Below are 25,491 nucleotides of genomic sequence, written 5' to 3'. Positions count from 1 at the left end.
TTAAAGCTATAATAAATCTATGCCCTAAAACGCCAATTAAAAAACTTTTACAGCCTACTTTTAAGTCTTTGTTATAAGATATTTGCAAACAATTTCAGACAAATAGCAAAAGACTTTTTAACCAGGCATGATGAAGAAATACATTTTAATTTTTAGTACTGCAGCCTTTTTGTTTTCTTCCTGTAATAAATATACTTCTACTGAAAATAATACAGTATTTGAAAAAAACCTTCCACATCCTAAACCTCCACAATCATCTGGGCCTCCCCGCATATTGTTTATCGGAAATAGCCAGACTGAATATTTTGTGAGTGCACCCCTAATGTTTAAAGAATTTTGTAACGCAAATAATTTATCCATTAACGTTGATCAATTAATAACTGTTGGTGTTTCATTAAAAAAAGTTTATGAGACAAACAAAACAGAAGCGAATCAAATTTTTTCCAACAGGGATAAAGATGGTAACTATTATGACTATGTAGTTATTCAGGAATCAACAGAAATAGCTTTATCTGAAATTGAGAATTATATGGCGAATGTAAAAATGATTGTTGAAAAAATACATGAAAACAGTCCTGATGTTGCAGTTTACATCTACCAGGGAATATCTCCTGCAGCTTATACAGATCCTGATTTTATGGAATCTCATAATCTAATTCGCAAAAATGCCATTTCAGTTGTGGGATTTATAAAAAATGCAGGTTTATTAAGAGTTGGTGATGCTGTTAAAGATGCTTATGATGGCGAAAGTGGTTATAAATATTTGGTAGCAGGCAAAGACAATTTACGATATGGAAAACATACTCTTCATCTTATAAACGATGGTGGATTTTTGCAGACTGTTTTACTTTATGCTGCTATTTTTGATAAAAAACCAATCATTCCAAAAAAACTTCTATTAATTACAGGAACCGGATATTTTGATAATCTAAGAAAACAAGAAGTTGTTAAGGCTATTAGCAATCCAGGCGCCTTACAGGAAATAGCTTTCAATAATCGTTAGTTTGTCTTAGTTACATTTAAGCATAAGATTTTACTTTGAAGAATATAAAAGCAATTTAAAAATTCAATTAATTTTTTAAAAGACAGAAAGATCAATCCCGGCCTTAAATCTTAGGCAAAACTGAATTTTATAATTAGCTTAAGCATATATTTGAATTTATCAGCCTCGCATTATTTTTTATACTACTCAAAAGTACAGCATTTAGAAATAAAATTGTTATAAAATGTAAGAAAAAGCTTTTGTTTTAAAAGCCTACTTCCTCATGCTTTCCTTTACTTTTTCGCGATGCAGTTCGCCCCAAATACTCAATTCTGTAATTACACTTTTTAATGTTGAACTATAATCAGTTGCTTCATAAACGATACTTACAGGTGTAGTTGGATAAACATTGCGTTTTATAAAATCATTCAGTTCCAAATCCTTGAGTTCTTTTGACAATACCTTTGGCGAAATTCCGGTAAGTGTATTCTGTATTTCGTTAAATCTTTTAGGTGATTGTACCAGACAGAGAATTAATGGTATTTTCCATTTTCCGTTTAAAACATACAAGGCATCGAGTATATTTCGTAATGAACCATCACATTCTTCTTTGGTTGGAAGCGTTTCATTTTCAGCTGTTTTCATAGGTGTAAAGGTACACACTTTCCCAAAAGTAACTGCTTTCCTTTTAGTAAGTGGTGCTTTTTGAGTTCCTGTTAGATGTAATTTTGTTCCTGATAAAAAATAAAAATTCTGTTTAGACAATATTAAAAAACACAAAAGTCTCAGAATTAAAAGAAAATAAAACTACTAATTTATTACATTTTCTATGAAAAGAATCCTTCATTTAATGTCAAGTTTACAAGCTAATGAGTCTTATAGCATCAAATTAGGTCGTGTTATAATCGAAAAAATTCAGGAAAAATATCCTGAAAGTTCCCTCGAAGAACTAAATCTGGTAGATTTAGAAATTCCGCATCTTACTCCCGAAGTGCTTCGTACATTTTTTATTCCCAATGAAGAGCTGACTCAGGAAGAACGAGAATCCTTGCGCCTTTCAAACGATTTGGTAAAGCAATTACTTGCTGCAGACATCATTGTTATTGGAGCTCCTCTTTATAACTTCACGATACATACATCGTTAAAAGCATGGATTGATCATATCACAAGAGCAGGAATAACTTTTGGGTATGGAGAAAACGGCCCTGTCGGATTGGTCACCGGGAAGAAAATTTATGTAGCAATGACTTCCGGCGGCATTTATTCTGAAGGTCCTGGTAAAGCAAATGATTTTGTGGTACCTTTTCTAAAGGCTTTTCTTGGCTTTTTAGGAATGACAGATCTTACGGCAATCCGTGCAGAAGGTTTAAAAGTACCAGACGTAAAAGAACATGCCATGGAAAAAGCAATAGAAAGCATAATAATTGATTAGAAATGAATTGATTTCTCTAATAAATATTACTTCAAAAACATCTTAGAAATAAATACTAAGATGTTTTTTGGTTTTAATCTCATTCAAAATTTAAAACTTGATTAATTTCTTATATTCGTTCAGGAAAAAACTAACCCGCTTAATTAACTCATGAAAGAAAAAATCAAATCCATTCAAATTATTCATCTTGCTGTTTGCGCAGGAGTAAGCTTAGCTTATTTCTTTATTGGAGAACCCTCTGCACAGCATTTAAAAATTCCGAAAATAGATGCTGCATCAGCCATATATCTAATCATACCAGTTCTGGCTATATTGGCGGGTAATTTTATTTTTAAATCACAATTAAAACAAGCAGACTCACAATTAAAACCCGAAGAAAATTTATCAGTTTATCAAACAGCATGTATTATACGATGGGCAATTCTGGAAGGAGCTGCATTTATAATATTGTTCTTAAAACCAGATTTTCTAATAATTGGAATTTTATTAATTGTTTATCTTGCTTCATTGAGACCAACCGAAGAAAGAATTATCAACGATTTAAAAAACGTTGCACGATAATAAAACAAAATATTTTTGTTTATAAAAATCAATAAAAAAAAATGAGACAAAATATCTTCTTTGTCTCATTTTTTTAGGAGCTAATCCAGCCATCCACTATATCTTTTACTGGCTAAAGGAGCCAGCAAAAGGATATCGTTCCTGTCTGGGCTAGGGCATTGGTTTTCATAAGAAGGATAAGGAAGAACTATTTCTTTACAGTTTTCTTATTAACTTCTAATTTTCTTAGAAAACAGATTCTCTACTACCCAAGCCGGTCCAATCATTAAAAACTGAAGATCTTTTAAGAAGGAAGGTTTTTTGCCCTCAATATTATGACCATAGAATTGCCCAATCCAGGCTATAATAAAAACACCAATAGAGAATAACCATAGAGTCACAAACTGACCAATATAATAATTTGCTGCCAGACATATTGCTGAGAAAATGGCAATCTTGACTGCCATCGCTATCGATAATCGAATATAGAAAATGAGTACAAAAATCAAAACCACAGCTGCCCAGTTTTCTATAATAGGTGCATTGAGTCGTAAAGTACTGGCAATAAAACCACTCGGTATACTCATTAATAAACCTACAATCGAAAAATAAATTGCCGGAACACATATATAATGTATCGCCTTGTTTTTTGGGTTTTGGTGGCTTACTGCGTACTCCTCAAACCATTGATCTAATGTTCTCATAATTTTGGGTTTAGTTAGTTATGTAACAAAGCTATAGAATTTTTCCTGACTTTGTTTTTGCGTCCCAAAAATTATAATTTCAACAGTATATTTAAAATATATTATTGCCGTCACTTATCAGTATTAATTTTTTAAATTGGCCTCGGTCAAAATCTATACGGTTTGCTTTTACTGCAATCGGAAAATAAACGCCAACATTCGATGTCATTTTTAGTGTATTCTGGTTACTGATAGTAAAATCCAGTTTGCCATCTGCAAGATCATTTAGGCTGGCGACCAACGCAGCATCTAAGGCAAAATTATTTTCGATATCAACCACAAGATTTTTTGCAAATACAGTTCCTGTGATTAGAAGAATATTATTGCGGTTGGCATTTTTAAGAAGTGACGGATTTGGGTGCAGAAAATCGGCGCTGTACAAATATTCTTCAATGTTTCCGATAGCATATTCTTTGGTAATTGAATTTTCATAACTAATAGTTACTGTTTTTCCCGATTTGATTTTAGAAGTAATTTCGAGAGAACCGAGTCCAAGCGTTCTCAGAATTTCTTCTAAAAGCGTAATCCCAATATTAAATCCATAATCATCTTTTTGAGATCCGTTTACATTTAGGGTTGGATTTTCAATTTCTGTCAGGACAATATCACTTTTAAAAGCATGTTCAATACTTGCATAATAGAGCTGTGCTTCGTCTAGAGGTTGTTTTAGCCAAAGCTGCAAAGGTTTATGATTTCGTACAGGGCCTTCGATTAAATCATACCCTTGTTCACTGAGATATTTGGTAAGTTTCATGTAATAGTTTTTAAGTTTTTAAATAGGTTTGGGGCTTTTGATGCTGTCTTTTAAGGTCATCCTTACAAATTTAGAAATTATTTTGGAGTTTGGTTTACTATTTAGCATAGCATTTTGATTAATAAACTATTAAGAAAATTAAACTGCAAAAGAAAAAACAGGAATTAAAATTTAACTCAAATTGTGAATATCTATTTTCTTAATTTTCTGTTTTTATATCCTTTAAAATCTATCTTTGACATCCTTAAAAATAAAAGAAATGAGCGCAATTTGGTACGAATGCAAAGTAAAATATAGAAAAACAGATGAACTTGGCGGTCAAAAAGTTACAACAGAACCTTATTTGGTAGATGCTGTATCCTATACAGAAGCAGAAAGCAGAATCAATGAAGAAATGGCTGCTTATGTAAGTGAAGAATTTAAAATCACGAATATAAAAGTGGCAAACTATGCCGAAATTCATCCGTTTGAAAATGCCGATCGATGGTTTAAGTCAAAAGTTTCACTTATGGCTTATGATGAAGAAAGCGGTAAAGAAAGAAAATCGAATATGTATCTTCTTATTCAGGCCAATGATGTAAAAGAGGCTTACGATAATACGATTACTGTGATGAAAAACACAATGGGAGATTATACTATTCCGGCGATTTCAGAATCACCAATTATGGATGTTTTTCCATACTTTAGCGGAGAAGAAGGAGAGTTGGAGCAACTGGAAAGATTCAATGCATTAAAAGCTTCAAAACCTGAATTGGTTGCAGTAGGCGATACGGGAGAATCTGTAGAAGATCTTGTAGAAGCAGAAAACGAATAGTTTTACAAAAATTATACAACAAAAAAGAGAACAATTTAGTTCTCTTTTTTTTATTTCGGGTTATAATCAAATACATTGTCCCATAATTCGTCAATTCTTACAAGTGCTTTATCAAGCGCAATAACGCTCCATTTTCCGTTCGATTCAATACCAAGACCAATATTTTGTAATTTTTCTAAAGCTTCTTTTACATCAAAATCAAGTTGTGTGTTGAGTGTAGTTTCAAACCATGATTCAATTTGCAAATCAAGTTCTTCGGCTGTTAACGGTTCAGGGCTTCTGTCCAGAAAAGCATACGCCAGAATAGTTTCTTTGAGCACTTCTTCTTCAGATGAATTTAAAAGCGAATAAAAGGCACCACTGTTGTTTCCCAGATTTTTAAAATAGAGACTGTCAGAAAGCATTTTTCCGTACCTGATCTTTTTATTAATGAAGTTGCTATACTGACGGAATAAATACGCACATAAAATTCCCAAAGCAATCAAACCCTGATTCAGCGAAGCCTTACTATTTAGTAAATCAATTGCTTCTCCTGATTGATACGCAGCGTACATGCCAATTAAAGCAGGAATTACCGTTGTGCTCAACAATGAAATTCCGCCACCGATTCCCGGAACCCAAAAGAATAATTTATCCCGGGTTGACATTCTGGGAATTGCATTAGGAAAAATCGTTTCCAAATCATTCTTAGGAACACGTTTAAATATTTTCAATCCAATAGAACCCGGATCAACAGGCATCTTTCCTAGTTTAACTTTTTTTTCTTTCAGGTAGTCGGCATCGTTATAATTTAGGTAGATCATAACGCGATCGTAGTATTCGACCTCAATTTGTTTTTTCCAGAAAATATATTTTTTTACGGTTTCTTTTGCTTTATGACTTCCACGAACGTAGAGTTCATAATCCTTAAAAGCATTAAAATCTATAGAAAGATTCAAACCGATTAGGTCAGATTGCTTAAAAGCCTTATCCAGGGTTTCCTTTTCTATTCGGGTATAATTGCCGTGTTTTAAAACCGTTAGCAAAGTATCTTTAAAAACAGAAAAATCACTTTTGCCAATAAATGCTTCACGTTCTTTTTCGCTTAAGTCAGGATCAAATAAAGCATAATTTTTTTTGAGGTTTCGGTTCAGGTTAAAAGCCTCGTAATGATAATAATGTTCAATGATATCGAATAACTTTTTAAAATCATCAACCTTCTTTTTATCTTCTGAGAAAGCTGCAATTTGTTGTTCGAGTAAGAATTCTTTATGAAAGGGAATATAATTTTCTCGTGTCATAATAAGTTCGGGGCTTTATTTCGTGGCATTTATATAACGCAAAAATACCACCCGAAATTTGATTTTTGAGTGGTATTTGTATTAAAGTTTAATTATTTAAGTTCCTTATGACTTAATTATTCTAAAACGTCCCGGATATTTATGCCATAGACTTTTTTTGTTGCCATAATAATCCATAAAATCCTCACATACAAAGACTGCATGCGCATTTGACCACGCTACAACTCCGCAATATTCGCTTCCTGAAAGTCGTTTTAACTCCTGAACCTGTTTGCCTTTTTCGAATCCTAAATATTTATAAATAGTTGGGGTATACACCTCACCATCTTCCAGATCCTCCAATGCCCTGTCAAAAGTTTTTTCCTTATCGATAATCTGTTTGTATTTGGCCATCACCGCGTAGGTTAATATGGCATAATCCTTGATTTTTTCGCTGTCTTCATTGAATTTGATGTATACAAAACCGGCAGAAAATTTTGCTTTATTCAATTCATCAATATTTAATTTAAACTTTGCATTGTTCTTTAATGTTATCTGATATAAACTATCCGTTAATTTCTCAGTTACAAAAAGATTATCTAAACCGTAAATGTTTAGGGATGCTTTAATAAATGCTATAGAAGAGCAGTTGGTGCGTTCTCCCTGTTTAAAACTTTCGAATATTTTATCAGAACTTAATTGTGCGTAAGAATTTGAACAGGTAAATATTAGCAATAATAATGTCGAAATAATAGTTCGCATTGGCATTAGGTATTATAATTTGTTTTCCCTATTGGGTTTGGTAAAAATGTGGATTTTGCAAAGCTATAAAAATCAACTAATAATTGATATTTTTAACCCTTAATTAACTTTTTTCCTCCAGAAAATTACTTTTTTGTACATTTCTTTTGCTTTATGACTGATGTTTGCGAATGTATTATTCATTATCATTAGCTTCTTATTAAAGTTTTTTAGTGATAAAGATGTTTTAGCCGGTTCAATACAGTAATAAGTAGCTAAAAAGTGTTATTTTTTTGAAAGATTTGGTTAGTTTTACAAGAACCTTTTATCAAATAACTACCATTTAAAAAAAGTTATGGACAGAGATATACTTAAAGACATTAACGGGGAAGAGCATTTTTATGAAAATATTGAAAGCCTCGAACAGCATTTGGATCGTTTTTTTGAGGATGATGAGATTACAGTTTTTCATGAAATGCTTTCGTTAGATTTTCACTTAGATGTCTTTTTGATAAACTGTGCTGATAATGACTTTAATATACTGATAACTTCGGGAATGAGTTTATTAAAATGAATGTACCCGAAAGTATAGAAAAACCTGAAGATTATCATTTTTGTGAACTTATGGTTTTAGTGCCCAAAGACATAGAATTCGAAGAGGTTTATACGGGAAGGGAAAAAAACAGCTGGATTATCTCGATGTTAAAAGAAGCGGCAAGAGTTCCGCATCATAACGAATCCTGGCTTGCAGTCGGGCATAGTCTTCAGGCAACAACAGATTTAGAACCGTATGCAGAAGAAACCGAATTTTCGGGTTGCGTGGTACTCCCATCCGTAACATTTGACGAGGATTTTACTGAATTCTACAGCGAAGGCCGAAAAATAAATATCTATAGTTTGTTCCCGGTTTACAGAAACGAATTAGAATATAAAATAGAAAATGGCTATGGTAAATTTCTGGATTTGTTAATTGAAGCAAACACAAAAGAGGTGATGGATTTGGAGAGAAAGAATCTGCTGAAATAATTACAAGATCAGATACGTCCTAAAATAAAAAGTGAGATTTAAATCCGGTAAAAGATTAAATCTCACTAATTGTTCCAAAAAAAGTTTTTCATTTACAATTCCTTGCGGATAACTAAAAAATTAAGGTTAAAATTATTCTCTGCAATTTTAATGTTAATTTTTATTCTGGCTATACGTATAAATACCTGTTTTTAAAAAAGTATAAAAATAAATTTATTGCATATTTTACTTCATTAATCTTTAAAAACGTTTTCATTTAAATTTTTTAAAAACCACTGATAAAAATTCTCATAAAAAATTCCACTAAAGAGAGATAAAAAAACAACTGTAATAGGTTTTAATGTTACATTTTCACTTGTCAATAATACTGGTATAGTATAAGATACACCTAAAATAATTAAACCAATTATCGCTCCTTGACACGGTATTAAAAGGAGGTTTGTTTTTTCGGCTAATATTGTTTCATTTTTGATAGTATCATTCACAACTTTACCAATAGAACCGATTATGCCGAAACAAAGAGCTGTTATAATAAAATTCAACACAGATGGGAGCTGATCATAATAAGCGTAGAATTTTTGTATTAAATCTTGTTGTTTTGCAGCTTCCATAACCTCCTTATTGTAAAATGTAATTCTCTTATATACTACCTCTTTTTTTTGAAGCGCTATAGCTTTTTCATATTTCTGTTCATTCTCTAATACTATAAACCCTCCTGACCCAAAATAAAGTGCCAATACAAATACAACTGTTATTATTATACTTTTTATCATAAATTTTTTTATTTAAAAATGCATCTATTATGAGAGCACAAATTTATCATTTCTTCTATTTCAGTAGCACAATGACCAGGTGTATGATTTGAACAGCAAAATTCTATTAAAGGGCTTGATGTTAATTCTGGGCATCCTCTATTTGCAATAGTCCCTTCAATTTGGGGACATTCATCAAATCTATCCATAATTCCATCTCTATCTGAATCACTATTTAGCTGTAGCAACAGATTTGAAATACTATCTACTTTTGTCTTCAATATTATTATTTCATCCTTTTGAGATTTATTATCGCTTTCTAATGCCGCATATTCTTTTTTAGAAATACAAGAGATAAATAGTAGAGAAAAACTGAGTAATAATATTTTTTTCATTTCCATTTTAATTTAGATATTGATTTTAGTCATTTGCTAACTTTGCAAACATTGTAACTTTACATATATAATTCTAATGCTTGACTTTTGCCTAATTCTTGAGCTTAACTAATGATTTCCCAAAGCCATAATTTATTCCAAATAAGGTGAAGAGATTCTTATCAATTCCAAAATTAGTTCCATAAGCGCCGGTTACATATAATCCGTCACTAATTTTATACTGTATTGAACCAACTTTTCTTTCACTGTTTAAATTGCTTGTATCGGAATAATCCCTTTTTATATACTCATACGAAATAGCTAAATCTTTAATGGAATATTCTAATTTAAAACCTAAATCAAACGCATTTTCTCGCTCAAATACATCCAGAGAACCTTCTTGTAATACATTATCACTTATAAATCGCGTGCATAATATAAATGCCAGATTATCATTTAATTCTGCTTTATCAACGCTAAAGGCATTCAGAGCAGCAGCCATCCATAAACCGCTTCTGTTAAAACGTTTGTTTGTTGTTGCATTGTCCGGAAATGCTTCTGAATAAGCAAATGCAACATCAACCTGAATTAAAGGAAGGTCATCTAACTCTTTTAAATAACTTTGGATTAAAGTATCTTTTTGAATGTTTGCTTCTAATAAATCAGGAACCTGAGTTTCAAAATCATCTATCTTTTTTTGAACGAGCGCTCGGTTTGCAATTGCGTTTTGATATTCTGTGTTAATACTGTCTTTTACAGCATCATCAGTTTCATTTTTTAATCTTGTATAGAGCTCTCTAATTTTATTATCTATCCTGTTTAATTCTATATCGAGTGCATCAGCATTTTTTTGATTCGGTCGTAAGTCAATTACTCTTTTTGAAAAATTGGCAAGGGCATTTTTTAATTTTTGGTTTTGTTTTTCGTTTCTGTAAGTAATCAGGTTTGTCTTTAAACCAAAAGCGATGTAGTTTGTGTTTTTAATAAGGCTTCCCGAAGTAGAATCATTAAAAACAGAGGCCAAAGAAATACTCATCTTATTAAATATACCTGTAAAGGTGTTTGATCTGCCTGCATCATCTTTTATATTTAAATATTGAAATACAGTAGCGTTTTTAGGTTTAAAATACCAATACGGAGTTACCTCTAATGCAAAATTTTTAGGAATAGCCGTGCCATTGTTTGTCAGGCTCATTATGCTTGCAGCAAATGCTTTTGGATTTGATGGTCTGTCAATAGTACTTGGGGCGATATCAAGGATTTGAAAGCCTGGAGAATTAAGGTTTTTTAAATCTTTTAGTTCAATATTCTGCGCTTTAAGAGAGAATGTACTCCAAAGTGTTGCTATTATTATGAGAAGATTTTTCATATAAATTACTGTTTGTCTTGTTTAATATGATTTCTTATCTATTCAATAAATTGATCCTTTTGGTTGCAATTATAGTTTCTCCGCTAGTGCTTTTCTTTTTTTCAGCAGGCAGTAATTCAAACGGAATTTTCTGATTCGGTTCGCCACCTTCTAAGTAGTAATGAATTTGTAAATTTTCAAAACAACTTGCCCAGGCAGATTTAGGAATTTTGGTAAGTACGATATCGGTTTCAATTTTCAGTGTACCACCGTCTAATTGTGAACCAAGCCCCAGACTTGTTTTACTTATTAATCCCGACCCGTTTGTTGAGGCACCTTTATTAAATATACTCTCATTAATAATCAATTTTATCTCAGTTACAGCAATACCATGGGTAGAAACCGTAACCGTTATAAAGATTTCCTTCTTATCTTTTCCAATAAAGTAATTTTCGGTTTCCATATATACTAAGATTAAATTATTAATTAAATTTTGATCAGATGATTTTATTGTTTTTTTGATGAATTTCTATTACAAGATTACTAATAATTGAAAGAACAACAATCAGTATTTCTACGGTATTTTACTATAAGAACATGGGAATTAGTTTGTTAAATGTAAAAATGTGTTTTAATAACTTGTATATTTCAAATGACAATATGAAGATTACATAATGACTCTTAGTAACTTTGCAAAATATGTTATGGTAGATACTGTAATTTTGAGTAAAGGTTAAAAATTTCAATTAAAAAAAAGCATTTTAAAATATGGAAAATACAAACACTTCAAAATTTCAAAATTTCGGTAGAATATTACTTGGATTATTCATGATATCAGCGGCTATTGGTCATTTTACTTTTGATCGCGAAGACTTTCAGGCACAGGTTCCTAATTGGGTTCCGCTTAGTAAAGATTTGGTTGTGATACTTTCTGGAGTTGTAGAAATTATATTAGGTCTGGCGATGATTTTTCTAACAAGATATAAAGCACAAGTCGGAATTGCACTTGCTGTATTTTATGTCTTGGTTTTTCCGGGAAACATAGCACAATACATAAACGGAACTCCTGCCTTCGGACTTGACACCGATCAGGCTCGTTTGCTTAGATTGTTTTTTCAGCCTGTTTTGATTTTTCTGGCGTTGTGGTCTACTGGGGCGCTTGCGGTTTTGTTTAAAAGAAAATAAAATAGAGCTTAAGAGCTAATAATTAGTAATTTTGCATTCTAATTCTTTCTAAGAAAAAAACATCAAGAAATAATCATTTTTAAAATCGCATTAATTTTATATTTTGTAAGTTTGCACTGACAAAACATTTAAGGATTATATCTTGAGACTTTTTAAAGTATTCATAAGCGAAGCCCTCGTTCACGTTGCAGGAGCTAGTGATAGCCCTAATCTCATTCCTTAAAAGAATGTTTTGTCACAACCGAAGATGAGGGTTTCGTGCGTTTTAATATTTTCAGAACATGACAAGAGAAAATCAAAAAACATCACATCGCGATGTAATGCCATCAGTGGCAAATTTCGTTTCAAACATTTGCTTTGAAGGAGAGTTTAAAGAACAACCAATTTACTTACAGGAAATCTTCGAGTTGCTACTCGATACAGAACATGGCAATAATCTCCAATTAAGGCAAAAAATGCTAAGCTGTCTTAGAACCAGCAGATATTTAGTTAAAACCTTATCTCCATTTACAGATAAACAAATTGAAAAAGCTTGTGATAAAGTGACAATGGTGAGAGCTGTTTAGGGTTTGTATTTATAAGAATTAAAGCTCCGTTTTTAGCGGAGCTTTTTTGTTTTTTTCTAATATAGTGGTTGGCACTAAAATCAAAATCTAAACTTTAATGATAGAAAACGCTTGCGGTAGCTGGAGAATTTATACTCTGACAATTTATATTAACTTTTGACTACAACATTTACTCGATCACGTGCAATACATTTATTATTCTTTACGGCAAAGCAATCAACATAATGTTTACCAATATAAGCAGTAGTTTCAATTTTTCGATATGTACTGTTATCTGTTATTTCTCCTCTTGGCTGAAGTGAGTTATTATCATTTTTTACTTTCCACTTTAGGGTGTCAGCGTTTGTTGTATTCTGTACAACCTTAAACTGAATGCTATTCTTATTATCTACAATACCATTTGCAAGTTTTAAAGGTGCAGTAAACTTTCGGAAACCATCAAATTTCTCAACAAATCCGTCTATGCTTAAATTTAAAGAGTCATCAATTAATATTGGTATTATTTGATCAAAAAGATAGGCCTCAGAATCACTTTTTCTTTTGTAAAAACCAGAAGAAACTATCGTTTCAATATTTGGATTTAAATCGATATCTTCAAATGCAATCAGAATACCATCTATTGCTTCATTTATTAAATCTCTTTGATTTTCTGTTAGTTCTAATAAATATTGATCTATATATTTAGTAGAATCTGCACGATCTAAAATATTTGGTTTTTCAATATTTTTTTTAAGTGATGTGAAAAAAATAAATACACTTTGAAAGATATCTTGGTTAATATCAAGAATAAAATCTTTTGTAATTAGTTGCTCTAAATGGAAAGATTTCAATTTAAATTCATTATTTTTTTCCTTACATTTATGTTTCCATCCTTTTATAAATTTTACACTTTTTCTAAAATCTTCATTTCTTTGATTTAATGTCGCTGCAACTTCTATATAACCTATTGGGTCAGTTTTTATCCAAAGTATTTTAGAATTATTTAGCTGTTTAGTTTGATAATATTCTTGTCTTTTTTGACCGCGATTTTGCTTAATTATTTCTGGTACATAAAACATGTTTTTTCCAAATTCATTTTGACCTTTTTTTAAAGCAGGAACTAAATCAACTGCAAATATTTCTACATTATTATCTAGATATCTAAATGAAATTGAATGAGTTTGTACAATTATTTCAATTTTGTAATTTGTAGGATTTTTATATTGTTGTCTAAATTTAGTTGCTAAAATATTTAAATCGCCAATTGGCTCGATATCATTCGATTGCCAATCACCCAAAATATAGAGAATATCTAAATCATGGAGTGGGCGTATGGCAGTATATCTTGGGTATGAACCAATCTGAATACAATTGTTTATTCCTAATAGATCATTAAAAGATTGATAGATTTTAGAAACGAATTGAATATCATCAATAGCAGGAGATAGGTTTTCTCTTACGTAATATCTAAGTAACGAACTTATTTTATCTTTTTTCATAGCTACTAGTTGTTATCATTGAGGTAATAATGTCATTTAATAATCTTCCACGAAAATTAACTACTATTGAATTTCTATTTTCATTTATTTGATCCATAATTTGTTGGTCAATTCGGCCATCTTTTTGTGGAGCATATATAATAAGGGAATCGCTGTCTTTCTTATATTTTAAAATTTCAGGTATTTTATTAGAGAATTCAATGTAATTTACCAACATCATTGTGTGCCTCTCGCCTTTCTTCATTGCACTAGTTGATATTCGTTCAATGTTTTTTTCTTTGAAGAGTCCAGAATCTAATAGTAAATCTTTTAGATTATCAAATTCTTGTTCTGCGTAAACAGCAATTTTTTTATTTGACAAACCTTTTCCAAGTCTGACCCAAACAGGAATAATTCCTATGAATATGATATAAGAACTATACACGAATGTTAAGATTGCTATTAGAGTACTAAAACCACCTACTATTATAAAAAAAGGATGATCAAAAAAAGCTATTATTTTGTCCATAAATGTTAATTGTCTAAACTAATTGAAGAAATTATTTTATTTAATTAAAAAAACAAATATTAGTGTTTTATCTTTTTAATATTACGGGAAACCATAATTAATTAAAATATTTTCAGACAATTATAACAATAAATAAAAACCAACCAACAAGTATAAATACCCGTTTTAATTAAAATAATTAAAAACAAAAAAGCCCAACCAATAGATGTTGAGCTTTAGGATTATTATATAATTTCTACTTAAAAAAACTATTCAGTAAAATCTGATATTTCCGTCCGACGGGAATAATCTCATTATTACACATCGTCAAACTTTTAAAAGTTACAGAAGTAATTTTACTCACATTTACAATATAAGAACGATGCACTTGTAGGAAATCAGTACAGTCAATTTCTGCTGAGATGCTAGCCAGAGAACCATAAATAATCATCGGGAGATTGTGTCTGGAACTGTAGAGTTTCATGTAGTTGCCCAGACTTTCGATGTAGATAATATCGCTCAAAAGAATATCTGTCATTTGACCGTTTACGCGGTGCGAAAGCACTTTTCCGTTAGAAGTGTTTTCCTTTTTTATGTTGTTTCCGGAGAAATAAATTTTAGCCTTTTCGATGGCTTTAGAGAATTTTTCGAACGAAATTGGTTTCAGCAAATAGTCAATAGCATCATTTTGATATGCCGAAAGGGCAAAATCAGAATACGCCGTAGTGACAATCGTAAGCGGGCGGTTGGGCTGCGACTCCATTAATTCGACACCCGAAATTACGGGCATATTAATGTCAAGGAAAATAATATCGTATTTGTTTTCATTCAGCATTTTAAGCGCTTCCATTCCGCTGAAAGCACTTCCGGAATGTTCCAGATCATCAAATTTTGCGATATGTGATGCAAGCGCCTTATGTGCCGGCGATTCATCATCAATAATCAGACAACGGTAGGTAAATTCCATATACTTAATTTTACGACAAAAGTATCTTTTTCTTTCTTACAGCTCAAATCATGTCTCAAACCGTAAACTTCCAAACGTCTTTTAAGGTTTTCGATTCCGATTCCCGTACCCGAAAGCCTTGAACCCGAAACGAGATAATTATTCTTTAGGGTAAAAGTCAAATTTCGGCAATTTAATTTCAAATCCAGATGGATAAAAGGTTCCGGTTTTTCGGCAGAGAATTTAACCGCATTTTCTACCAATGGCAAAAAGAACAAAGGCGGAATCTCAAAGTTGTCAAACGAACCCTGGCAGTTTTGGGTAAAAACCAGCCGTTCGTTTCTAAACGTATAATAGTCTATATATTTTTTGATGAAATTGATCTCTTCATTTACAAAAACAAAATCTTTTTTGGTTGCTTCAATCTGATAACGCAGCAAGTCAGAAAGATTCAGGATTCGGTTTGGCAGTTTATCCGGTTCAGATAAAGATTCTCCGTACAAATTATTCATGGCATTCAATAAAAAATGCGGATTAAGCTGTTGTTTCAAAAACGAAAGTTCAGATTTAAAATTCATGATATCCTTGTTGGTCTGCATAATCTTTTTCGTAATCATAATATGGATGAAGTAGAAAAACGTTCCGTTGATGATAAGCGATACAATTTGCAAAGTCTTTAGGTTTCCTAATCCCACATTTGGAAAAAACCAGTTCATAAAAAAATAGAAACCAGTCCAGTATAGTATAAGTAACGTAAAAAACATTTTTAGTTTCTTGCGAAACAGAAAAGGCTTAATTATAAAAATATTAAAAAAGGTAATCCAGATAATACACGGAAAATATCCAACGGCAACTTTGCTCGTAATATAGGCCCAGTCATGCCCGTCAAGACTTATTTCGTCGTACACACAAGCCAGAATGACTAAGTAAACAAGGGTATTTACGATGAGGTTTCGTAGAAAAAAATTCTGGTAAATTTTAGCAATCGTCATAGCGGCAAAAATAATCTAATATTATAGCTTATAGCTATTTGTGATAAGAAATTTATACAAACGCCATTCGTATAAATCATACGCCATTTGAATAAAAACACTATTATAATAAAGATCTCTGATTTACTTTTGATGTCGGTTTGTCAAAATAGAATTTAGGTTTTTATAATTTAAAATTAAGAATTATGATTGTTGAGATTTTTAAAACAAATGTTCAGAAAGTAACAGAAACCAATTATATTATTGCTGTAATAAAAAGAGCGTTTCCAACTTACCGCGTCAACTTTGATTTAGAAGACTGTGATAAAATCCTGCGTGTAGAAGGAGCAGAGCTCCAATGTGATAATATTATAGATTATGTAAATTGTCTTGGCTATACTTGTGTCCGCTTAGACTAACGTTTTTTCTTTGCAAAACAGGTATAAATACGTAGCTGTATCTGCTTTTTTTGGAGGAATTTTGCATTTAGATTTTTATTAAAAAATAAAGGGCTCATGATAAGTTTTATTCTTTCTGTTTTTGTTTTGCTTTTAAAGCATTTTAGTTAAACTAGTTCAGGTTTCTATAAATTATAGTTTTTAGGTTTAAAGATTTCTTCTCAAGGCATTATTTTCTACATTTGTGCCCTATGAAAAAAGCTTTCCAACTCTTCGATTTTACTCAAAAAGTCAATTATAAAAATGAAATTTTAGCTGGTTTCACCGTCGCCATGACTATGATCCCGGAATCATTATCATTTGCAATTTTGGCCGGATTTCCTCCTTTGGTTGGTTTATATGCGGCTTTTATCGCAGGATTGGTTACCGCAATATTTGGAGGCAGGCCCGGAATGATTTCCGGTGGAGCAGGAGCAACCGTGATTGTTTTGATTGCCCTGATGAAATCGCACGGAATAGAATATGTCTTTGCTGCCGTCGCTCTTGGCGGAATTGTACAAATCTGTATAGGGCTTTTTAAACTCGGAAAATTTATCCGGCTGGTACCACAACCCGTTATGTTTGGTTTTGTAAACGGACTGGCAGTTGTCATTTTTATGTCGCAGCTGGAACAATTTAAAACGGTTGTAAATGGACAGGTTTCCTGGCTGCAGGGAACTCCATTATATATTATGCTGGGTTTGGTGGCGTTGACAATTGGAATTGTTTTGCTTTTTCCTAAAATTACAAAAGCAGTTCCGGCATCATTAGTAGCTATTATTGTTGTTTTTGCTATCGTACTTTTATTTAATATAGAAACAAAAACCGTTCAGGATATTGCTTCTGTGCAAGGCGGGTTTCCTCCGTTTCACGTGCCTGATATTCCAATTTCTTTTGAGACTTTAAAAGTTATATTTCCCTATTCTGTGATTGTTGCCGCGGTTGGTCTGACAGAAGGTTTGCTTACGCTGAATCTTGTTGACGAAATTACCGGAACACGCGGAAACAGCAATCGCGAATGTATTGCGCAGGGAAGTTCAAATATTCTAAATGGTTTCTTTTTCGGAATGGGCGGCTGTCCTATGATTGCACAGACTTTGGTTAATCTTGGTGCAGGGTCGCGAGCCAGGCTTTCGGGAATTATTGCTTCATTAACTATTTTGGCAATCATACTTTTTGGTGCGCCTGTAATTGGCAAATTGCCTATGGCAGCTTTGGTTGGTGTAATGATGATGGTAGCGATTACAACTTTTGAATGGGCAAGTTTCAAAGTGATAAATAAAATGCCACGACACGATATTTTTGTCGGGATTTTGGTTGCTGTTATCACAATCCTACTGCATAATCTGGCATTGGCAGTTTTGATTGGTGTTATAATTTCGGCACTGGTTTTTGCCTGGGAAAGTGCAAAAAGAATTCGTTCGAAACATTTTGTCGATGAAGAAGGAGTAAAGCATTATCAAATTTACGGACCATTGTTTTTTGGATCGGTAACTGCATTTATGGAAGAATTTGATGTGCAGAATGATCCGAATCACGTTATTATTGATTTTAAACAAAGCCGCGTCGCCGATATGTCTGCTATTGAAGCATTGAACAATCTGACCAAAAAATACAATCAGCTCAATAAAGTAATCGAACTAAAACACTTGAGTCCTGATTGCAGAACTTTACTTAAAAACGCCGATGCTGTTATTAATGTAAATGTAATTGAAGACCCGACTTACAAAGTTTTGAGTTAACAAATTAGAACTCTGTAAGTATCTTTTGCCTGTGGAGCAGTCCCCAATAATGCAATTCATTTAAGACATTTTCTAATGATTTTCCGTGTTCTGTAATGGAATATTCAATGGTTGGAGGAAAAGTATTGTACACCGTTCGTTTTATCAATTGATTGGCTTCTAAGCTTTTTAACTCTTTCGATAAAGTTTTGTCGGTGATCCCGGTAACGGCTTTGGATATTTCGGAAAAACGTTTGTTCTCTGTTGAAAGTGAAAATAAGATGAGTAATTTCCATCTTCCTTCTAAGGCTTCTAAAGCATCTTTGATAGAAAGTGCAGTTTTTGGGCAACCACCTTTAATTAGCATTTTGTCTGTATTAATTTATTAACGTTACTTCCACTTTAGATAGTACTTTCCAAAGAGGAAGTACTGTATACAAGTAAGTAAATATAAATATTTTTGAGGTCTTAATAATAATTTCTCTCAAAATGAAAAATCCAAAACATTCAAAAGCTATCCTTATTACTGTCTGGATAGCAAAAATTATTTTAGCCATAAGTTTTATATGGGGAGCGTCACTGAAGCTTTTTCAGTCTATAGAAAAATTATCGGCAATGTGGCCCTGGACAGCTGAGGTTCCGCTTGAAGTAGTGAAATTTACAGGAATCATAGATTTACTGGGCGGAATCGGCATCATAGCTCCTGCTTTACTTTCTTTAAATCCTAAAATCACACGGATAACTGCTTTTGCAATTATCGCATTAATGATTTGTGCAGGCATATTTCATATCTGCAGGGGTGAAGGTTCTCAAATAGGAATAAATGTCTTTTTTGCTCTTTTAGCATCTTTTATTGCCTGGTCAGGAAAGTGATTTTTTTAGTATAATGAGCCAATTAGAAAATTAGACAATTTTACAAATTATATAAAATCATTATCTAATTTTCTAATTGGCACATTATCTAATTTTAATTAGTAAGCATATTTTTTACTTCACTGAATTTTCCATCAATTTCACCAATTTGTAAACCTAAAATATGTGCAATTAAGGGATAAACAGAGATGTTTGGAAAGGTTTTGACGGTTTTGTTTATTTTAAAAGCGGGCCCTTTTGCATAAAAAATAGCATGCATATCTTTTTCGTTATTGTCATAGCCATGTGTACCTCCTTTTATGTGGGTACTTTCTTTGCTGACTAAACTATATCCTTTTTCAGCTTCAATAACAAAATCATGGACACGCGGATTGGTTCCGTAATGCAGTCTTTGTGGAACTTCGTTAGATTTCCAGAATTTGACATGAGGTACTTTTTTCAGAGCATTTACTATTGAATCATTAAAGCCCGGTTTTGCCTGAAGACTCATAATAGGATTGATTACCTCTTTATAACCCAGCCATTCTGGTTTTAGGTAATCTAAAACAGCTACTTTTTTATCATTGCTGATATCAGCCATTCCGTGATCTGATACTATGATTAAATTGATCTGTTTTCCAATCGCCAACTCATTCAGTCTTCGGGATAATTCACCCATAATAGAATCCATTTTGATAACCATTTTTTTGTTTTCCTGCGAAAGCGGACCAAAGTTATGGCCTGTATGGTCAGGTTCATCAAAATATAAAGTAACAAGATGAGGCCTTTGTTTTTCAGGAAGCTGCAGCCATTTCATAACAGTATCAATTCTGGCCCCGTAAGGAATTTTACCATTATAATTTTTAAAATAACTTGGATTTCTTTTGTCAATATCTGAGCCTGGCCAAAAGAAAGAAGCTGTTTTTACACCTTGCTGTTCTGCGAGATTCCAAATAGGATTGCCTCCATAAAATTTCGAATCATTTTTTGCATTGCTCGATAATGAGAAAGATTCATTTAAAGCAGCGTCATAAAAAACATTATTAATAATTCCGTGATGATCAGGATAAAGCCCCGTAACGATAGAATAATGGTTAGGAAAGGTTTTACTTGGATAAGAAGGTTTCATTGATTTTGCATGAACGCCTTCTTTTGCTATTTGTTTTAGGTTTGGAAGATTAAACTGTTTTTCATAATCCCACCGGAACCCATCCATAGAAACTAAAACTACATAATTATCTTTATTGTTTTGGGCTTGTAAAACGAAAGAAAATGTGAATAAAATAAAGGAAAGAAGTGGAGTGAAAAGCTTTTTCATTATTGAAATTTATTGAAGCACCAAAGTTATCAATAAGTACTTTTAACAGCAAAAACAGAATGTTAAACAATCTTAAATTTAAAAATGATTTGTCACGAATTAGTTTAAAAGAAACTAAAAAGAGTTTGCCACGAATTACACTAATTTTCACGAATGTTTTGTGTAAAAAAAACTTGTCACAGATTATAATCTGTAGCTAAAAAAACCGAAATATTAAAAAAAATTTGTGAAAATTGGTGTAATTCGTGGCAAACAAAAATAAAAAAAACGCCAGATTATTATCTGGCGTTTTAAATTTTAAGAAGTAAAGAACGATTACATCATTCCCGGCATACCGCCACCCATTGGCATTCCGCCACCATTTTCTTCTTTAATATCGATTAATGCACATTCTGTAGTTAAGATCATTCCAGAAACAGATGCAGCATTTTCCAACGCTACACGAGTTACTTTTTTAGGATCGATAATTCCTGCAGCAAGCATATCTACATATTCATCAGTTTTTGCATTGTATCCAAAGTCACCTGAACCTTCAGAAACTTTTGCTACTACCACAGAACCTTCAAGACCTGCGTTTTCAACAATAGTTCTTAGTGGAGATTCAATAGCACGAGATACGATTTGAATTCCTGTAGCCTCGTCAGCATTGTCAGCTTTAAGATCTGCTAAAGCAGCTTTAGCTCTTAATAATGCAACACCACCTCCGGCAACAATTCCTTCTTCAACAGCAGCACGAGTTGCGTGTAACGCATCATCCACTCTGTCTTTTTTCTCTTTCATTTCAACCTCAGAAGCAGCACCAACATAAAGAACAGCAACACCTCCGGCTAATTTAGCCAAACGCTCTTGTAATTTTTCTTTATCATAATCAGATGTAGTAGTTTCCATCTGAGCTTTAATTTGGTTTACTCTGTTTTTGATGATATCAGTTTCACCAGCACCACTTACAATTGTAGTGTTGTCTTTATCGATAGAAACTCTTTTTGCAGTTCCTAACATTTCGATAGTTGTATTTTCAAGAGTATATCCTCTCTCTTCAGAGATTACAGTTCCGCCAGTTAAAATTGCGATATCTTCTAACATTGCTTTTCTTCTGTCTCCAAAACCAGGAGCTTTTACAGCAGCAATTTTAAGAGCACCTCTTAATTTATTTACTACAAGAGTAGAAAGAGCTTCTCCGTCAACATCTTCAGCAATAATCAATAATGGTTTTCCTGATTGTGCCACTGGCTCTAAAACCGGAAGTAATTCTTTTAGAGAAGAAACTTTTTTATCATATAATAAAATGTATGGAGAGTCTAACTCAACTTCCATTTTCTCTGGGTTTGTCACGAAGTAAGGAGAAAGATATCCTCTGTCAAACTGCATACCTTCAACAACATCCACGAAAGTGTCCGTTCCCTTAGCTTCTTCAACAGTAATAACTCCTTCTTTTCCAACTTTAGCAAAAGCAGTAGCGATTAGTTCACCAATTACTTCGTCATTGTTTGCAGAGATAGAAGCAATTTGTTTGATTTTGTCAGAATCACTTCCAACAACTTTAGCTTGTTTTGCTAAATCGGCAACAATAGCTTCAACAGCTTTATCGATACCACGTTTCAAATCCATTGGATTTGCACCTGCAGCAACGTTTTTTAAACCTTCTTTTACAATAGCCTGAGCTAATACAGTAGCAGTTGTAGTACCGTCTCCTGCCAAATCATTGGTTTTAGAAGCCACTTCTTTCACCATTTGTGCGCCCATATTTTCTAATGGGTCTTTTAATTCGATTTCTTTTGCAACAGAAACACCATCTTTAGTAACAGTTGGTCCACCAAATGATTTTCCGATAATTACGTTACGACCTTTTGGTCCAAGAGTTACTTTTACAGCATTTGCCAATGCATCAACACCACGTTTTAATCCGTCACGTGCTTCAATATCAAATTTTATATCTTTTGCCATTTTCTTTTAATTTAGTTTAAATTTTTATTTTTTTAAGTTCCAGTCTTAATACTGAGAACTTAACACTATCATTTTTTAGATAATTGCAAGAATATCGTCTTCACGCATAATTAGGTAATCAGTCCCTTCCAGTTTTAATTCTGTACCTGCATATTTTCCATAAAGTACAGTATCACCAACTTTTACAGTCATGGTATGATCCTTAGATCCGTTTCCTACTGCAACAACAGTTCCTTTTTGTGGTTTCTCTTTGGCAGTATCCGGAATAAAAATTCCTGACGCAGTTTTGGTTTCAGCTGCAACAGGCTCAATAAGTACGCGGTCTGAAAGCGGTTTAATGTTTAATGCCATAATTTTTATATATTATAAGGTTATACTTTTTAATGTTTCATAAACTTTCAGAAATTGTGCCATGCTGCAAAAACTGACATTTTTTCTTAAAAAAAATGCCAGCTTTGACAGGCTGGCATTTCAATTTATATTTGAAAATATTATTTTGCTGCAGGTGCTGCCGGAGCAGGAGTTCCTTGTGCAGGAGCCGCAGGTGTATTAGTTGCAGGAGCTTCAGTTTTTTCAATAAGTTTAGAGTCAGTATCACTTAATGATCCTGTAAAGCTTAAGCTTGAAAGCAAGATCAAAGCAATCAGAATAGTAGCAAGTGTCCAAGTACTTTTATCTAAAAAGTCAGTTGTTTTTTGTACTCCACCCAACATTTGAGTTCCGCTAATTGTAGAAGACAATCCGCCTCCTTTAGGGTTCTGTACCATAATTACTACGATCAATAGAAAGCAAACTATTGTGATTAAAACTAAAAAAATTGAAAATGTGCTCATTGTTTAATTATTGATGTTATTTTGTTGTAAAATCTTTATATCCGATATGCGGTCTGCAAAGAAACTAATTTTTTCTGGATATTTCAAAATTAATATTTCATATGCCTGTATCGCCTTTGTGTACTTCTTTTGTTCTAAATATACCCTCGCCAAAGTCTCTGTCATTAAGTAAGAATTATCCTCATTATTAATGCTTAATTGTACCATAGGAGAAGTTCCGGAAGGTTTTATTGGCGAAATTTTCGGGTTTGTTTCTATAAATTTATCGATGATTTCTGCCTTTTTTCTTTTTGGGTCAAACGCCTCTTCTTCTTTTACTTGCAAAACAGGTTCTACAGCCGGCTCAACAATTGTATTCGTTTCTTGTGTAATTTCATCTTTTTCTTCCAAAACATCTTTTGACCTGTCAATTGGTTCTGTTCTGGATAACTGCAGCCATTCCTGAAATGAGTGTTTTTCGTTTATAGAAAAATCAAGAGGTTTTCCTATTTCCAGATGTTCCTCTGCAATTTTTACAGTTTCCGGTATTTCGGGTTCCGTTGGCTCCTCATTAATAATTGATTCTTCATTGACAATTGATTCCTCAATATTACTTGTTTTCTCAATTGTTTCCGGCTTTTCAAAAATTACAGTTGTAGCTTGTTTGATAGAATTATATACAGATTCTTCGATAGGATCAATACGTATCTCAGAGGTTTTGTTTGCCTCTTCGATAACCACTGGCTCTTCTTCTTTTGCAACAGTCAATGCAGGCTGCTCAACAAAAGAGTCAATAGTGATATCTTCGATACTTACTTCCTCTTCAACAATTGGGAGTATTTCTTCTGTAGGAGTTACATCAGTTTTTTCGACAAAAGAATCTATGTTTATTTCTTCAGTTTTTGCAGGCTCTTCAGTTACTAAAGGTATTTCTTCTTTTACAGGTTCTGGTTCTGAGACTGTTTGCTCAATAGCAGATGCTGTAGTATTTTCTTCAGGTTTCTTTTGTTCTTCAAAAACAACTGTTGTAGCTTCTCTTATAGAAGATAAAATAGATTGTTCAATAGGATCAATTCTTATTTCGGGAACTTTACTAATTTCCGGTAGAACAATTTCACTTTCAAAAACAGTTATATTTAATAGATCTTTGATTTTCTGATCATAATATTCGCTTTGAATAGCGGTATATGTTTCAGCAGTTATAAAATCAAATAATACAGAACGGTCTGCAGTATGTGCGGCAGCAACCTTTAAGGCATAATTATACTTAAAACTATTTTGATTGTGAAGCCCTTTTAATCGTAATGCACGTGCACTTTGAAAATATGGAAATTCATTCAAAACATTTCCTAATGCTTCCGTCTGCTTTTCAGTAATAGCATCGGGTTTATTTATTAGGTATGTATAATCGGTTACATTCATTTTTTTTGTTTAATCGTGAATTTGTAATTGTTTAATCGTGTTTTAACAGTAAGCCAAAATTACCATTTAGCTAATGACTCGTTAAAAATATCCTGCGTGATTCGGTCGTAAATTTCTTTAATAGCAGCAGTCAAAGCAGAACCTACAAGCTGTTGGCCACCATCATAATCTTTGTAGAATTCAAATGTTCTCTCAAAATCATCAGTCTCCTTCTTCTTATTTGTAAAACGTACATTGACACGAATCGTTAAACGGTTTTGTGCAGCCTGCTGATCTGCAGTTGCGGTCATTGGTGTAATTCTGTAATCAACAATTTCTCCTTCATAAGTTAAATCACCGCCATTGCTTACTAAGTTTAGATTAGTTTGATTTTGGATTAAATCCTGCAAAGCCAAAGTAAAATCTCTGTCAATTCCCGGTTCAATTAAATCAGCATTATTCTGAAAAAAGTTTACCTGAAAAGTGTTGGCATCAATTTTTCCTGTTCCGGTAAAGTTGTAAACCGAACAGCCACTTAGCATGAAAAGACTGATAAAAGCGAATAAAGAATATATTTTTTTCATAATGTTTATTAGAAAAATTCCAAT

General features: G+C 32.6%; 31 protein-coding genes. 11 read left to right on the top strand and 20 right to left on the bottom strand.

The window, feature by feature from the left end; translation table 11 throughout:
• Window positions 1-127: 127 nt before the first annotated feature.
• Entirely contained in the window at window positions 128-1,003 is an 876-nt protein-coding gene (locus tag JOD96_RS11100) for a hypothetical protein (RefSeq protein ID WP_209564330.1), read from the top strand.
• 252 nt (window positions 1,004-1,255) lie between these two features.
• Here JOD96_RS11100 and JOD96_RS11095 read toward each other — a convergent pair whose 3' ends face one another.
• Complete coding sequence (locus JOD96_RS11095; protein WP_209564329.1) at window positions 1,256-1,627, bottom strand: winged helix-turn-helix transcriptional regulator; 372 nt, start codon at window positions 1,625-1,627, stop codon at window positions 1,256-1,258.
• 184 nt (window positions 1,628-1,811) lie between these two features.
• Here JOD96_RS11095 and JOD96_RS11090 point away from each other — a divergent pair, with 184 nt between their 5' ends.
• Window positions 1,812-2,414, top strand: coding sequence for an FMN-dependent NADH-azoreductase (locus tag JOD96_RS11090; RefSeq protein WP_209564328.1), 603 nt, complete (start codon window positions 1,812-1,814; stop codon window positions 2,412-2,414).
• Window positions 2,415-2,564: 150 nt separating this feature from the next.
• Complete coding sequence (locus tag JOD96_RS11085) at window positions 2,565-2,975, top strand: MFS transporter (RefSeq protein WP_209564327.1); 411 nt, start codon at window positions 2,565-2,567, stop codon at window positions 2,973-2,975.
• A gap of 209 nt (window positions 2,976-3,184) precedes the next feature.
• On the opposite strand, the gene JOD96_RS11080 is transcribed toward JOD96_RS11085, so the two are convergent.
• Window positions 3,185-3,658 carry a DUF962 domain-containing protein gene (locus JOD96_RS11080; protein WP_209564326.1) on the bottom strand — a complete coding sequence of 158 codons (474 nt, stop codon included), beginning with the start codon at window positions 3,656-3,658 and terminating at the stop codon, window positions 3,185-3,187.
• 91 nt (window positions 3,659-3,749) lie between these two features.
• The gene (locus tag JOD96_RS11075) at window positions 3,750-4,451 is read right to left on the bottom strand and encodes a hypothetical protein (protein ID WP_209564325.1); all 702 of its coding nucleotides are present in this window, start codon (window positions 4,449-4,451) and stop codon (window positions 3,750-3,752) included.
• A 259-nt stretch (window positions 4,452-4,710) separates the two neighbouring features.
• On the opposite strand from JOD96_RS11075, the gene JOD96_RS11070 reads away from it, so the two are divergent.
• A complete protein-coding gene (locus JOD96_RS11070) occupies window positions 4,711-5,265 on the top strand; it encodes a DUF4494 domain-containing protein (RefSeq protein ID WP_209564324.1) in 555 nt (184 codons plus the stop codon).
• 50 nt (window positions 5,266-5,315) lie between these two features.
• On the opposite strand, the gene JOD96_RS11065 is transcribed toward JOD96_RS11070, so the two are convergent.
• Together JOD96_RS11065 and JOD96_RS11060 are read right to left on the bottom strand one after the other, a co-directional pair.
• Window positions 5,316-6,545, bottom strand: a complete 1,230-nt coding sequence (locus JOD96_RS11065) for a TMEM143 family protein (RefSeq protein ID WP_209564323.1) — start codon at window positions 6,543-6,545, stop codon at window positions 5,316-5,318.
• 105 nt (window positions 6,546-6,650) lie between these two features.
• Entirely contained in the window at window positions 6,651-7,286 is a 636-nt protein-coding gene (locus JOD96_RS11060; RefSeq protein WP_209564322.1) for a hypothetical protein, read from the bottom strand.
• A gap of 334 nt (window positions 7,287-7,620) precedes the next feature.
• Between JOD96_RS11060 and JOD96_RS11055 the strand changes: the two genes are divergently transcribed.
• Both JOD96_RS11055 and JOD96_RS11050 read left to right on the top strand, forming a co-directional pair.
• Window positions 7,621-7,839, top strand: a complete 219-nt coding sequence (locus tag JOD96_RS11055; RefSeq protein WP_209564321.1) for a hypothetical protein — start codon at window positions 7,621-7,623, stop codon at window positions 7,837-7,839.
• The gene (locus tag JOD96_RS11050; protein ID WP_209564320.1) at window positions 7,836-8,291 is read left to right on the top strand and encodes a suppressor of fused domain protein; all 456 of its coding nucleotides are present in this window, start codon (window positions 7,836-7,838) and stop codon (window positions 8,289-8,291) included. The genes JOD96_RS11055 and JOD96_RS11050 overlap by 4 nt, the downstream gene beginning before the upstream one ends.
• Before the next feature lie 233 nt (window positions 8,292-8,524).
• On the opposite strand, the gene JOD96_RS11045 is transcribed toward JOD96_RS11050, so the two are convergent.
• The 4 genes from JOD96_RS11045 to JOD96_RS11030 all read right to left on the bottom strand — a co-directional run bounded on the left by JOD96_RS11045 (window position 8,525) and on the right by JOD96_RS11030 (window position 11,228).
• Entirely contained in the window at window positions 8,525-9,064 is a 540-nt protein-coding gene (locus JOD96_RS11045) for a hypothetical protein (protein ID WP_209564319.1), read from the bottom strand.
• 8 nt (window positions 9,065-9,072) lie between these two features.
• A complete protein-coding gene (locus JOD96_RS11040) occupies window positions 9,073-9,438 on the bottom strand; it encodes a hypothetical protein (protein ID WP_209564318.1) in 366 nt (121 codons plus the stop codon).
• Between the two features lie 91 nt (window positions 9,439-9,529).
• The gene (locus JOD96_RS11035; protein ID WP_209564317.1) at window positions 9,530-10,786 is read right to left on the bottom strand and encodes a hypothetical protein; all 1,257 of its coding nucleotides are present in this window, start codon (window positions 10,784-10,786) and stop codon (window positions 9,530-9,532) included.
• 34 nt (window positions 10,787-10,820) lie between these two features.
• Entirely contained in the window at window positions 10,821-11,228 is a 408-nt protein-coding gene (locus JOD96_RS11030) for a hypothetical protein (protein WP_209564316.1), read from the bottom strand.
• Window positions 11,229-11,533: 305 nt separating this feature from the next.
• Here JOD96_RS11030 and JOD96_RS11025 point away from each other — a divergent pair, with 305 nt between their 5' ends.
• On the top strand, window positions 11,534-11,950 hold the full coding sequence (locus JOD96_RS11025; RefSeq protein WP_209564315.1) for a DoxX family membrane protein: 417 nt from the start codon (window positions 11,534-11,536) through the stop codon (window positions 11,948-11,950).
• 281 nt (window positions 11,951-12,231) lie between these two features.
• Window positions 12,232-12,516, top strand: a complete 285-nt coding sequence (locus JOD96_RS11020) for a hypothetical protein (RefSeq protein ID WP_209564314.1) — start codon at window positions 12,232-12,234, stop codon at window positions 12,514-12,516.
• Between the two features lie 149 nt (window positions 12,517-12,665).
• On the opposite strand, the gene JOD96_RS11015 is transcribed toward JOD96_RS11020, so the two are convergent.
• The 4 genes from JOD96_RS11015 to JOD96_RS11000 all read right to left on the bottom strand — a co-directional run bounded on the left by JOD96_RS11015 (window position 12,666) and on the right by JOD96_RS11000 (window position 16,419).
• Entirely contained in the window at window positions 12,666-13,994 is a 1,329-nt protein-coding gene (locus tag JOD96_RS11015; RefSeq protein WP_209564313.1) for a nucleotide-binding domain-containing protein, read from the bottom strand.
• Window positions 13,981-14,502, bottom strand: coding sequence for a hypothetical protein (locus tag JOD96_RS11010; RefSeq protein WP_209564312.1), 522 nt, complete (start codon window positions 14,500-14,502; stop codon window positions 13,981-13,983). Before JOD96_RS11010 ends, JOD96_RS11015 begins: the two co-directional genes overlap by 14 nt.
• A gap of 235 nt (window positions 14,503-14,737) precedes the next feature.
• Window positions 14,738-15,448: a LytR/AlgR family response regulator transcription factor gene (locus JOD96_RS11005; RefSeq protein ID WP_209564311.1), complete on the bottom strand. Its 711-nt coding sequence runs from the start codon at window positions 15,446-15,448 to the stop codon at window positions 14,738-14,740.
• Window positions 15,424-16,419 (bottom strand): sensor histidine kinase, encoded by a 996-nt coding sequence (locus JOD96_RS11000; protein WP_209564310.1) that lies wholly within the window; start codon window positions 16,417-16,419, stop codon window positions 15,424-15,426. Before JOD96_RS11000 ends, JOD96_RS11005 begins: the two co-directional genes overlap by 25 nt.
• Before the next feature lie 185 nt (window positions 16,420-16,604).
• Here JOD96_RS11000 and JOD96_RS10995 point away from each other — a divergent pair, with 185 nt between their 5' ends.
• Both JOD96_RS10995 and JOD96_RS10990 read left to right on the top strand, forming a co-directional pair.
• Window positions 16,605-16,817: a hypothetical protein gene (locus JOD96_RS10995; RefSeq protein ID WP_209564309.1), complete on the top strand. Its 213-nt coding sequence runs from the start codon at window positions 16,605-16,607 to the stop codon at window positions 16,815-16,817.
• A gap of 230 nt (window positions 16,818-17,047) precedes the next feature.
• Window positions 17,048-18,577 carry a SulP family inorganic anion transporter gene (locus JOD96_RS10990; protein ID WP_209564308.1) on the top strand — a complete coding sequence of 510 codons (1,530 nt, stop codon included), beginning with the start codon at window positions 17,048-17,050 and terminating at the stop codon, window positions 18,575-18,577.
• A 4-nt stretch (window positions 18,578-18,581) separates the two neighbouring features.
• Here JOD96_RS10990 and JOD96_RS10985 read toward each other — a convergent pair whose 3' ends face one another.
• Window positions 18,582-18,923, bottom strand: coding sequence for a winged helix-turn-helix transcriptional regulator (locus JOD96_RS10985; protein WP_209564307.1), 342 nt, complete (start codon window positions 18,921-18,923; stop codon window positions 18,582-18,584).
• A 122-nt stretch (window positions 18,924-19,045) separates the two neighbouring features.
• Between JOD96_RS10985 and JOD96_RS10980 the strand changes: the two genes are divergently transcribed.
• Window positions 19,046-19,429 carry a DoxX family protein gene (locus JOD96_RS10980; protein ID WP_209564306.1) on the top strand — a complete coding sequence of 128 codons (384 nt, stop codon included), beginning with the start codon at window positions 19,046-19,048 and terminating at the stop codon, window positions 19,427-19,429.
• A 94-nt stretch (window positions 19,430-19,523) separates the two neighbouring features.
• Here JOD96_RS10980 and JOD96_RS10975 read toward each other — a convergent pair whose 3' ends face one another.
• From JOD96_RS10975 to JOD96_RS10950, 6 genes are all read right to left on the bottom strand, one after another.
• Window positions 19,524-20,726, bottom strand: a complete 1,203-nt coding sequence (locus tag JOD96_RS10975) for an ectonucleotide pyrophosphatase/phosphodiesterase (RefSeq protein WP_209564305.1) — start codon at window positions 20,724-20,726, stop codon at window positions 19,524-19,526.
• A gap of 315 nt (window positions 20,727-21,041) precedes the next feature.
• The gene (gene groL, locus JOD96_RS10970) at window positions 21,042-22,670 is read right to left on the bottom strand and encodes a chaperonin GroEL (RefSeq protein ID WP_209564304.1); all 1,629 of its coding nucleotides are present in this window, start codon (window positions 22,668-22,670) and stop codon (window positions 21,042-21,044) included.
• 75 nt (window positions 22,671-22,745) lie between these two features.
• The gene (groES, locus tag JOD96_RS10965) at window positions 22,746-23,021 is read right to left on the bottom strand and encodes a co-chaperone GroES (RefSeq protein WP_012023920.1); all 276 of its coding nucleotides are present in this window, start codon (window positions 23,019-23,021) and stop codon (window positions 22,746-22,748) included.
• Window positions 23,022-23,161: 140 nt separating this feature from the next.
• The gene (gene secG, locus JOD96_RS10960; protein ID WP_209564303.1) at window positions 23,162-23,503 is read right to left on the bottom strand and encodes a preprotein translocase subunit SecG; all 342 of its coding nucleotides are present in this window, start codon (window positions 23,501-23,503) and stop codon (window positions 23,162-23,164) included.
• A gap of 3 nt (window positions 23,504-23,506) precedes the next feature.
• Window positions 23,507-24,904 carry a tetratricopeptide repeat protein gene (locus tag JOD96_RS10955; RefSeq protein ID WP_209564302.1) on the bottom strand — a complete coding sequence of 466 codons (1,398 nt, stop codon included), beginning with the start codon at window positions 24,902-24,904 and terminating at the stop codon, window positions 23,507-23,509.
• Window positions 24,905-24,963: 59 nt separating this feature from the next.
• Entirely contained in the window at window positions 24,964-25,467 is a 504-nt protein-coding gene (locus JOD96_RS10950; RefSeq protein WP_209564301.1) for an LptE family protein, read from the bottom strand.
• Window positions 25,468-25,491 lie beyond the last annotated feature (24 nt).

Origin of the sequence: Flavobacterium sp. 1355 (assembly GCF_017833415.1) — a bacterium.
Classification (GTDB): Bacteria; Bacteroidota; Bacteroidia; order Flavobacteriales; family Flavobacteriaceae; genus Flavobacterium.
Note: the sequence above shows the minus strand (reverse complement) of the source record. Positions and strands in the feature narration are given on the sequence as shown.

Excerpts from the sequence above, each read along its gene's own strand:
- JOD96_RS11100 (WP_209564330.1), top strand. The coding sequence starts at position 128 with ATGATGAAGAAATACATTTTAATTTTTAGTACTGCAGCCTTTTTGTTT.
- JOD96_RS11095 (WP_209564329.1), bottom strand. The coding sequence starts at position 1,627 with ATGAAAACAGCTGAAAATGAAACGCTTCCAACCAAAGAAGAATGTGAT.
- JOD96_RS11090 (WP_209564328.1), top strand. The coding sequence starts at position 1,812 with ATGAAAAGAATCCTTCATTTAATGTCAAGTTTACAAGCTAATGAGTCT.
- JOD96_RS11085 (WP_209564327.1), top strand. The coding sequence starts at position 2,565 with ATGAAAGAAAAAATCAAATCCATTCAAATTATTCATCTTGCTGTTTGC.
- JOD96_RS11080 (WP_209564326.1), bottom strand. The coding sequence starts at position 3,658 with ATGAGAACATTAGATCAATGGTTTGAGGAGTACGCAGTAAGCCACCAA.
- JOD96_RS11075 (WP_209564325.1), bottom strand. The coding sequence starts at position 4,451 with ATGAAACTTACCAAATATCTCAGTGAACAAGGGTATGATTTAATCGAA.
- JOD96_RS11070 (WP_209564324.1), top strand. The coding sequence starts at position 4,711 with ATGAGCGCAATTTGGTACGAATGCAAAGTAAAATATAGAAAAACAGAT.
- JOD96_RS11065 (WP_209564323.1), bottom strand. The coding sequence starts at position 6,545 with ATGACACGAGAAAATTATATTCCCTTTCATAAAGAATTCTTACTCGAA.
- JOD96_RS11060 (WP_209564322.1), bottom strand. The coding sequence starts at position 7,286 with ATGCGAACTATTATTTCGACATTATTATTGCTAATATTTACCTGTTCA.
- JOD96_RS11055 (WP_209564321.1), top strand. The coding sequence starts at position 7,621 with ATGGACAGAGATATACTTAAAGACATTAACGGGGAAGAGCATTTTTAT.
- JOD96_RS11050 (WP_209564320.1), top strand. The coding sequence starts at position 7,836 with ATGAATGTACCCGAAAGTATAGAAAAACCTGAAGATTATCATTTTTGT.
- JOD96_RS11045 (WP_209564319.1), bottom strand. The coding sequence starts at position 9,064 with ATGATAAAAAGTATAATAATAACAGTTGTATTTGTATTGGCACTTTAT.
- JOD96_RS11040 (WP_209564318.1), bottom strand. The coding sequence starts at position 9,438 with ATGAAAAAAATATTATTACTCAGTTTTTCTCTACTATTTATCTCTTGT.
- JOD96_RS11035 (WP_209564317.1), bottom strand. The coding sequence starts at position 10,786 with ATGAAAAATCTTCTCATAATAATAGCAACACTTTGGAGTACATTCTCT.
- JOD96_RS11030 (WP_209564316.1), bottom strand. The coding sequence starts at position 11,228 with ATGGAAACCGAAAATTACTTTATTGGAAAAGATAAGAAGGAAATCTTT.
- JOD96_RS11025 (WP_209564315.1), top strand. The coding sequence starts at position 11,534 with ATGGAAAATACAAACACTTCAAAATTTCAAAATTTCGGTAGAATATTA.
- JOD96_RS11020 (WP_209564314.1), top strand. The coding sequence starts at position 12,232 with ATGACAAGAGAAAATCAAAAAACATCACATCGCGATGTAATGCCATCA.
- JOD96_RS11015 (WP_209564313.1), bottom strand. The coding sequence starts at position 13,994 with ATGAAAAAAGATAAAATAAGTTCGTTACTTAGATATTACGTAAGAGAA.
- JOD96_RS11010 (WP_209564312.1), bottom strand. The coding sequence starts at position 14,502 with ATGGACAAAATAATAGCTTTTTTTGATCATCCTTTTTTTATAATAGTA.
- JOD96_RS11005 (WP_209564311.1), bottom strand. The coding sequence starts at position 15,448 with ATGGAATTTACCTACCGTTGTCTGATTATTGATGATGAATCGCCGGCA.
- JOD96_RS11000 (WP_209564310.1), bottom strand. The coding sequence starts at position 16,419 with ATGACGATTGCTAAAATTTACCAGAATTTTTTTCTACGAAACCTCATC.
- JOD96_RS10995 (WP_209564309.1), top strand. The coding sequence starts at position 16,605 with ATGATTGTTGAGATTTTTAAAACAAATGTTCAGAAAGTAACAGAAACC.
- JOD96_RS10990 (WP_209564308.1), top strand. The coding sequence starts at position 17,048 with ATGAAAAAAGCTTTCCAACTCTTCGATTTTACTCAAAAAGTCAATTAT.
- JOD96_RS10985 (WP_209564307.1), bottom strand. The coding sequence starts at position 18,923 with ATGCTAATTAAAGGTGGTTGCCCAAAAACTGCACTTTCTATCAAAGAT.
- JOD96_RS10980 (WP_209564306.1), top strand. The coding sequence starts at position 19,046 with ATGAAAAATCCAAAACATTCAAAAGCTATCCTTATTACTGTCTGGATA.
- JOD96_RS10975 (WP_209564305.1), bottom strand. The coding sequence starts at position 20,726 with ATGAAAAAGCTTTTCACTCCACTTCTTTCCTTTATTTTATTCACATTT.
- groL (WP_209564304.1), bottom strand. The coding sequence starts at position 22,670 with ATGGCAAAAGATATAAAATTTGATATTGAAGCACGTGACGGATTAAAA.
- groES (WP_012023920.1), bottom strand. The coding sequence starts at position 23,021 with ATGGCATTAAACATTAAACCGCTTTCAGACCGCGTACTTATTGAGCCT.
- secG (WP_209564303.1), bottom strand. The coding sequence starts at position 23,503 with ATGAGCACATTTTCAATTTTTTTAGTTTTAATCACAATAGTTTGCTTT.
- JOD96_RS10955 (WP_209564302.1), bottom strand. The coding sequence starts at position 24,904 with ATGAATGTAACCGATTATACATACCTAATAAATAAACCCGATGCTATT.
- JOD96_RS10950 (WP_209564301.1), bottom strand. The coding sequence starts at position 25,467 with ATGAAAAAAATATATTCTTTATTCGCTTTTATCAGTCTTTTCATGCTA.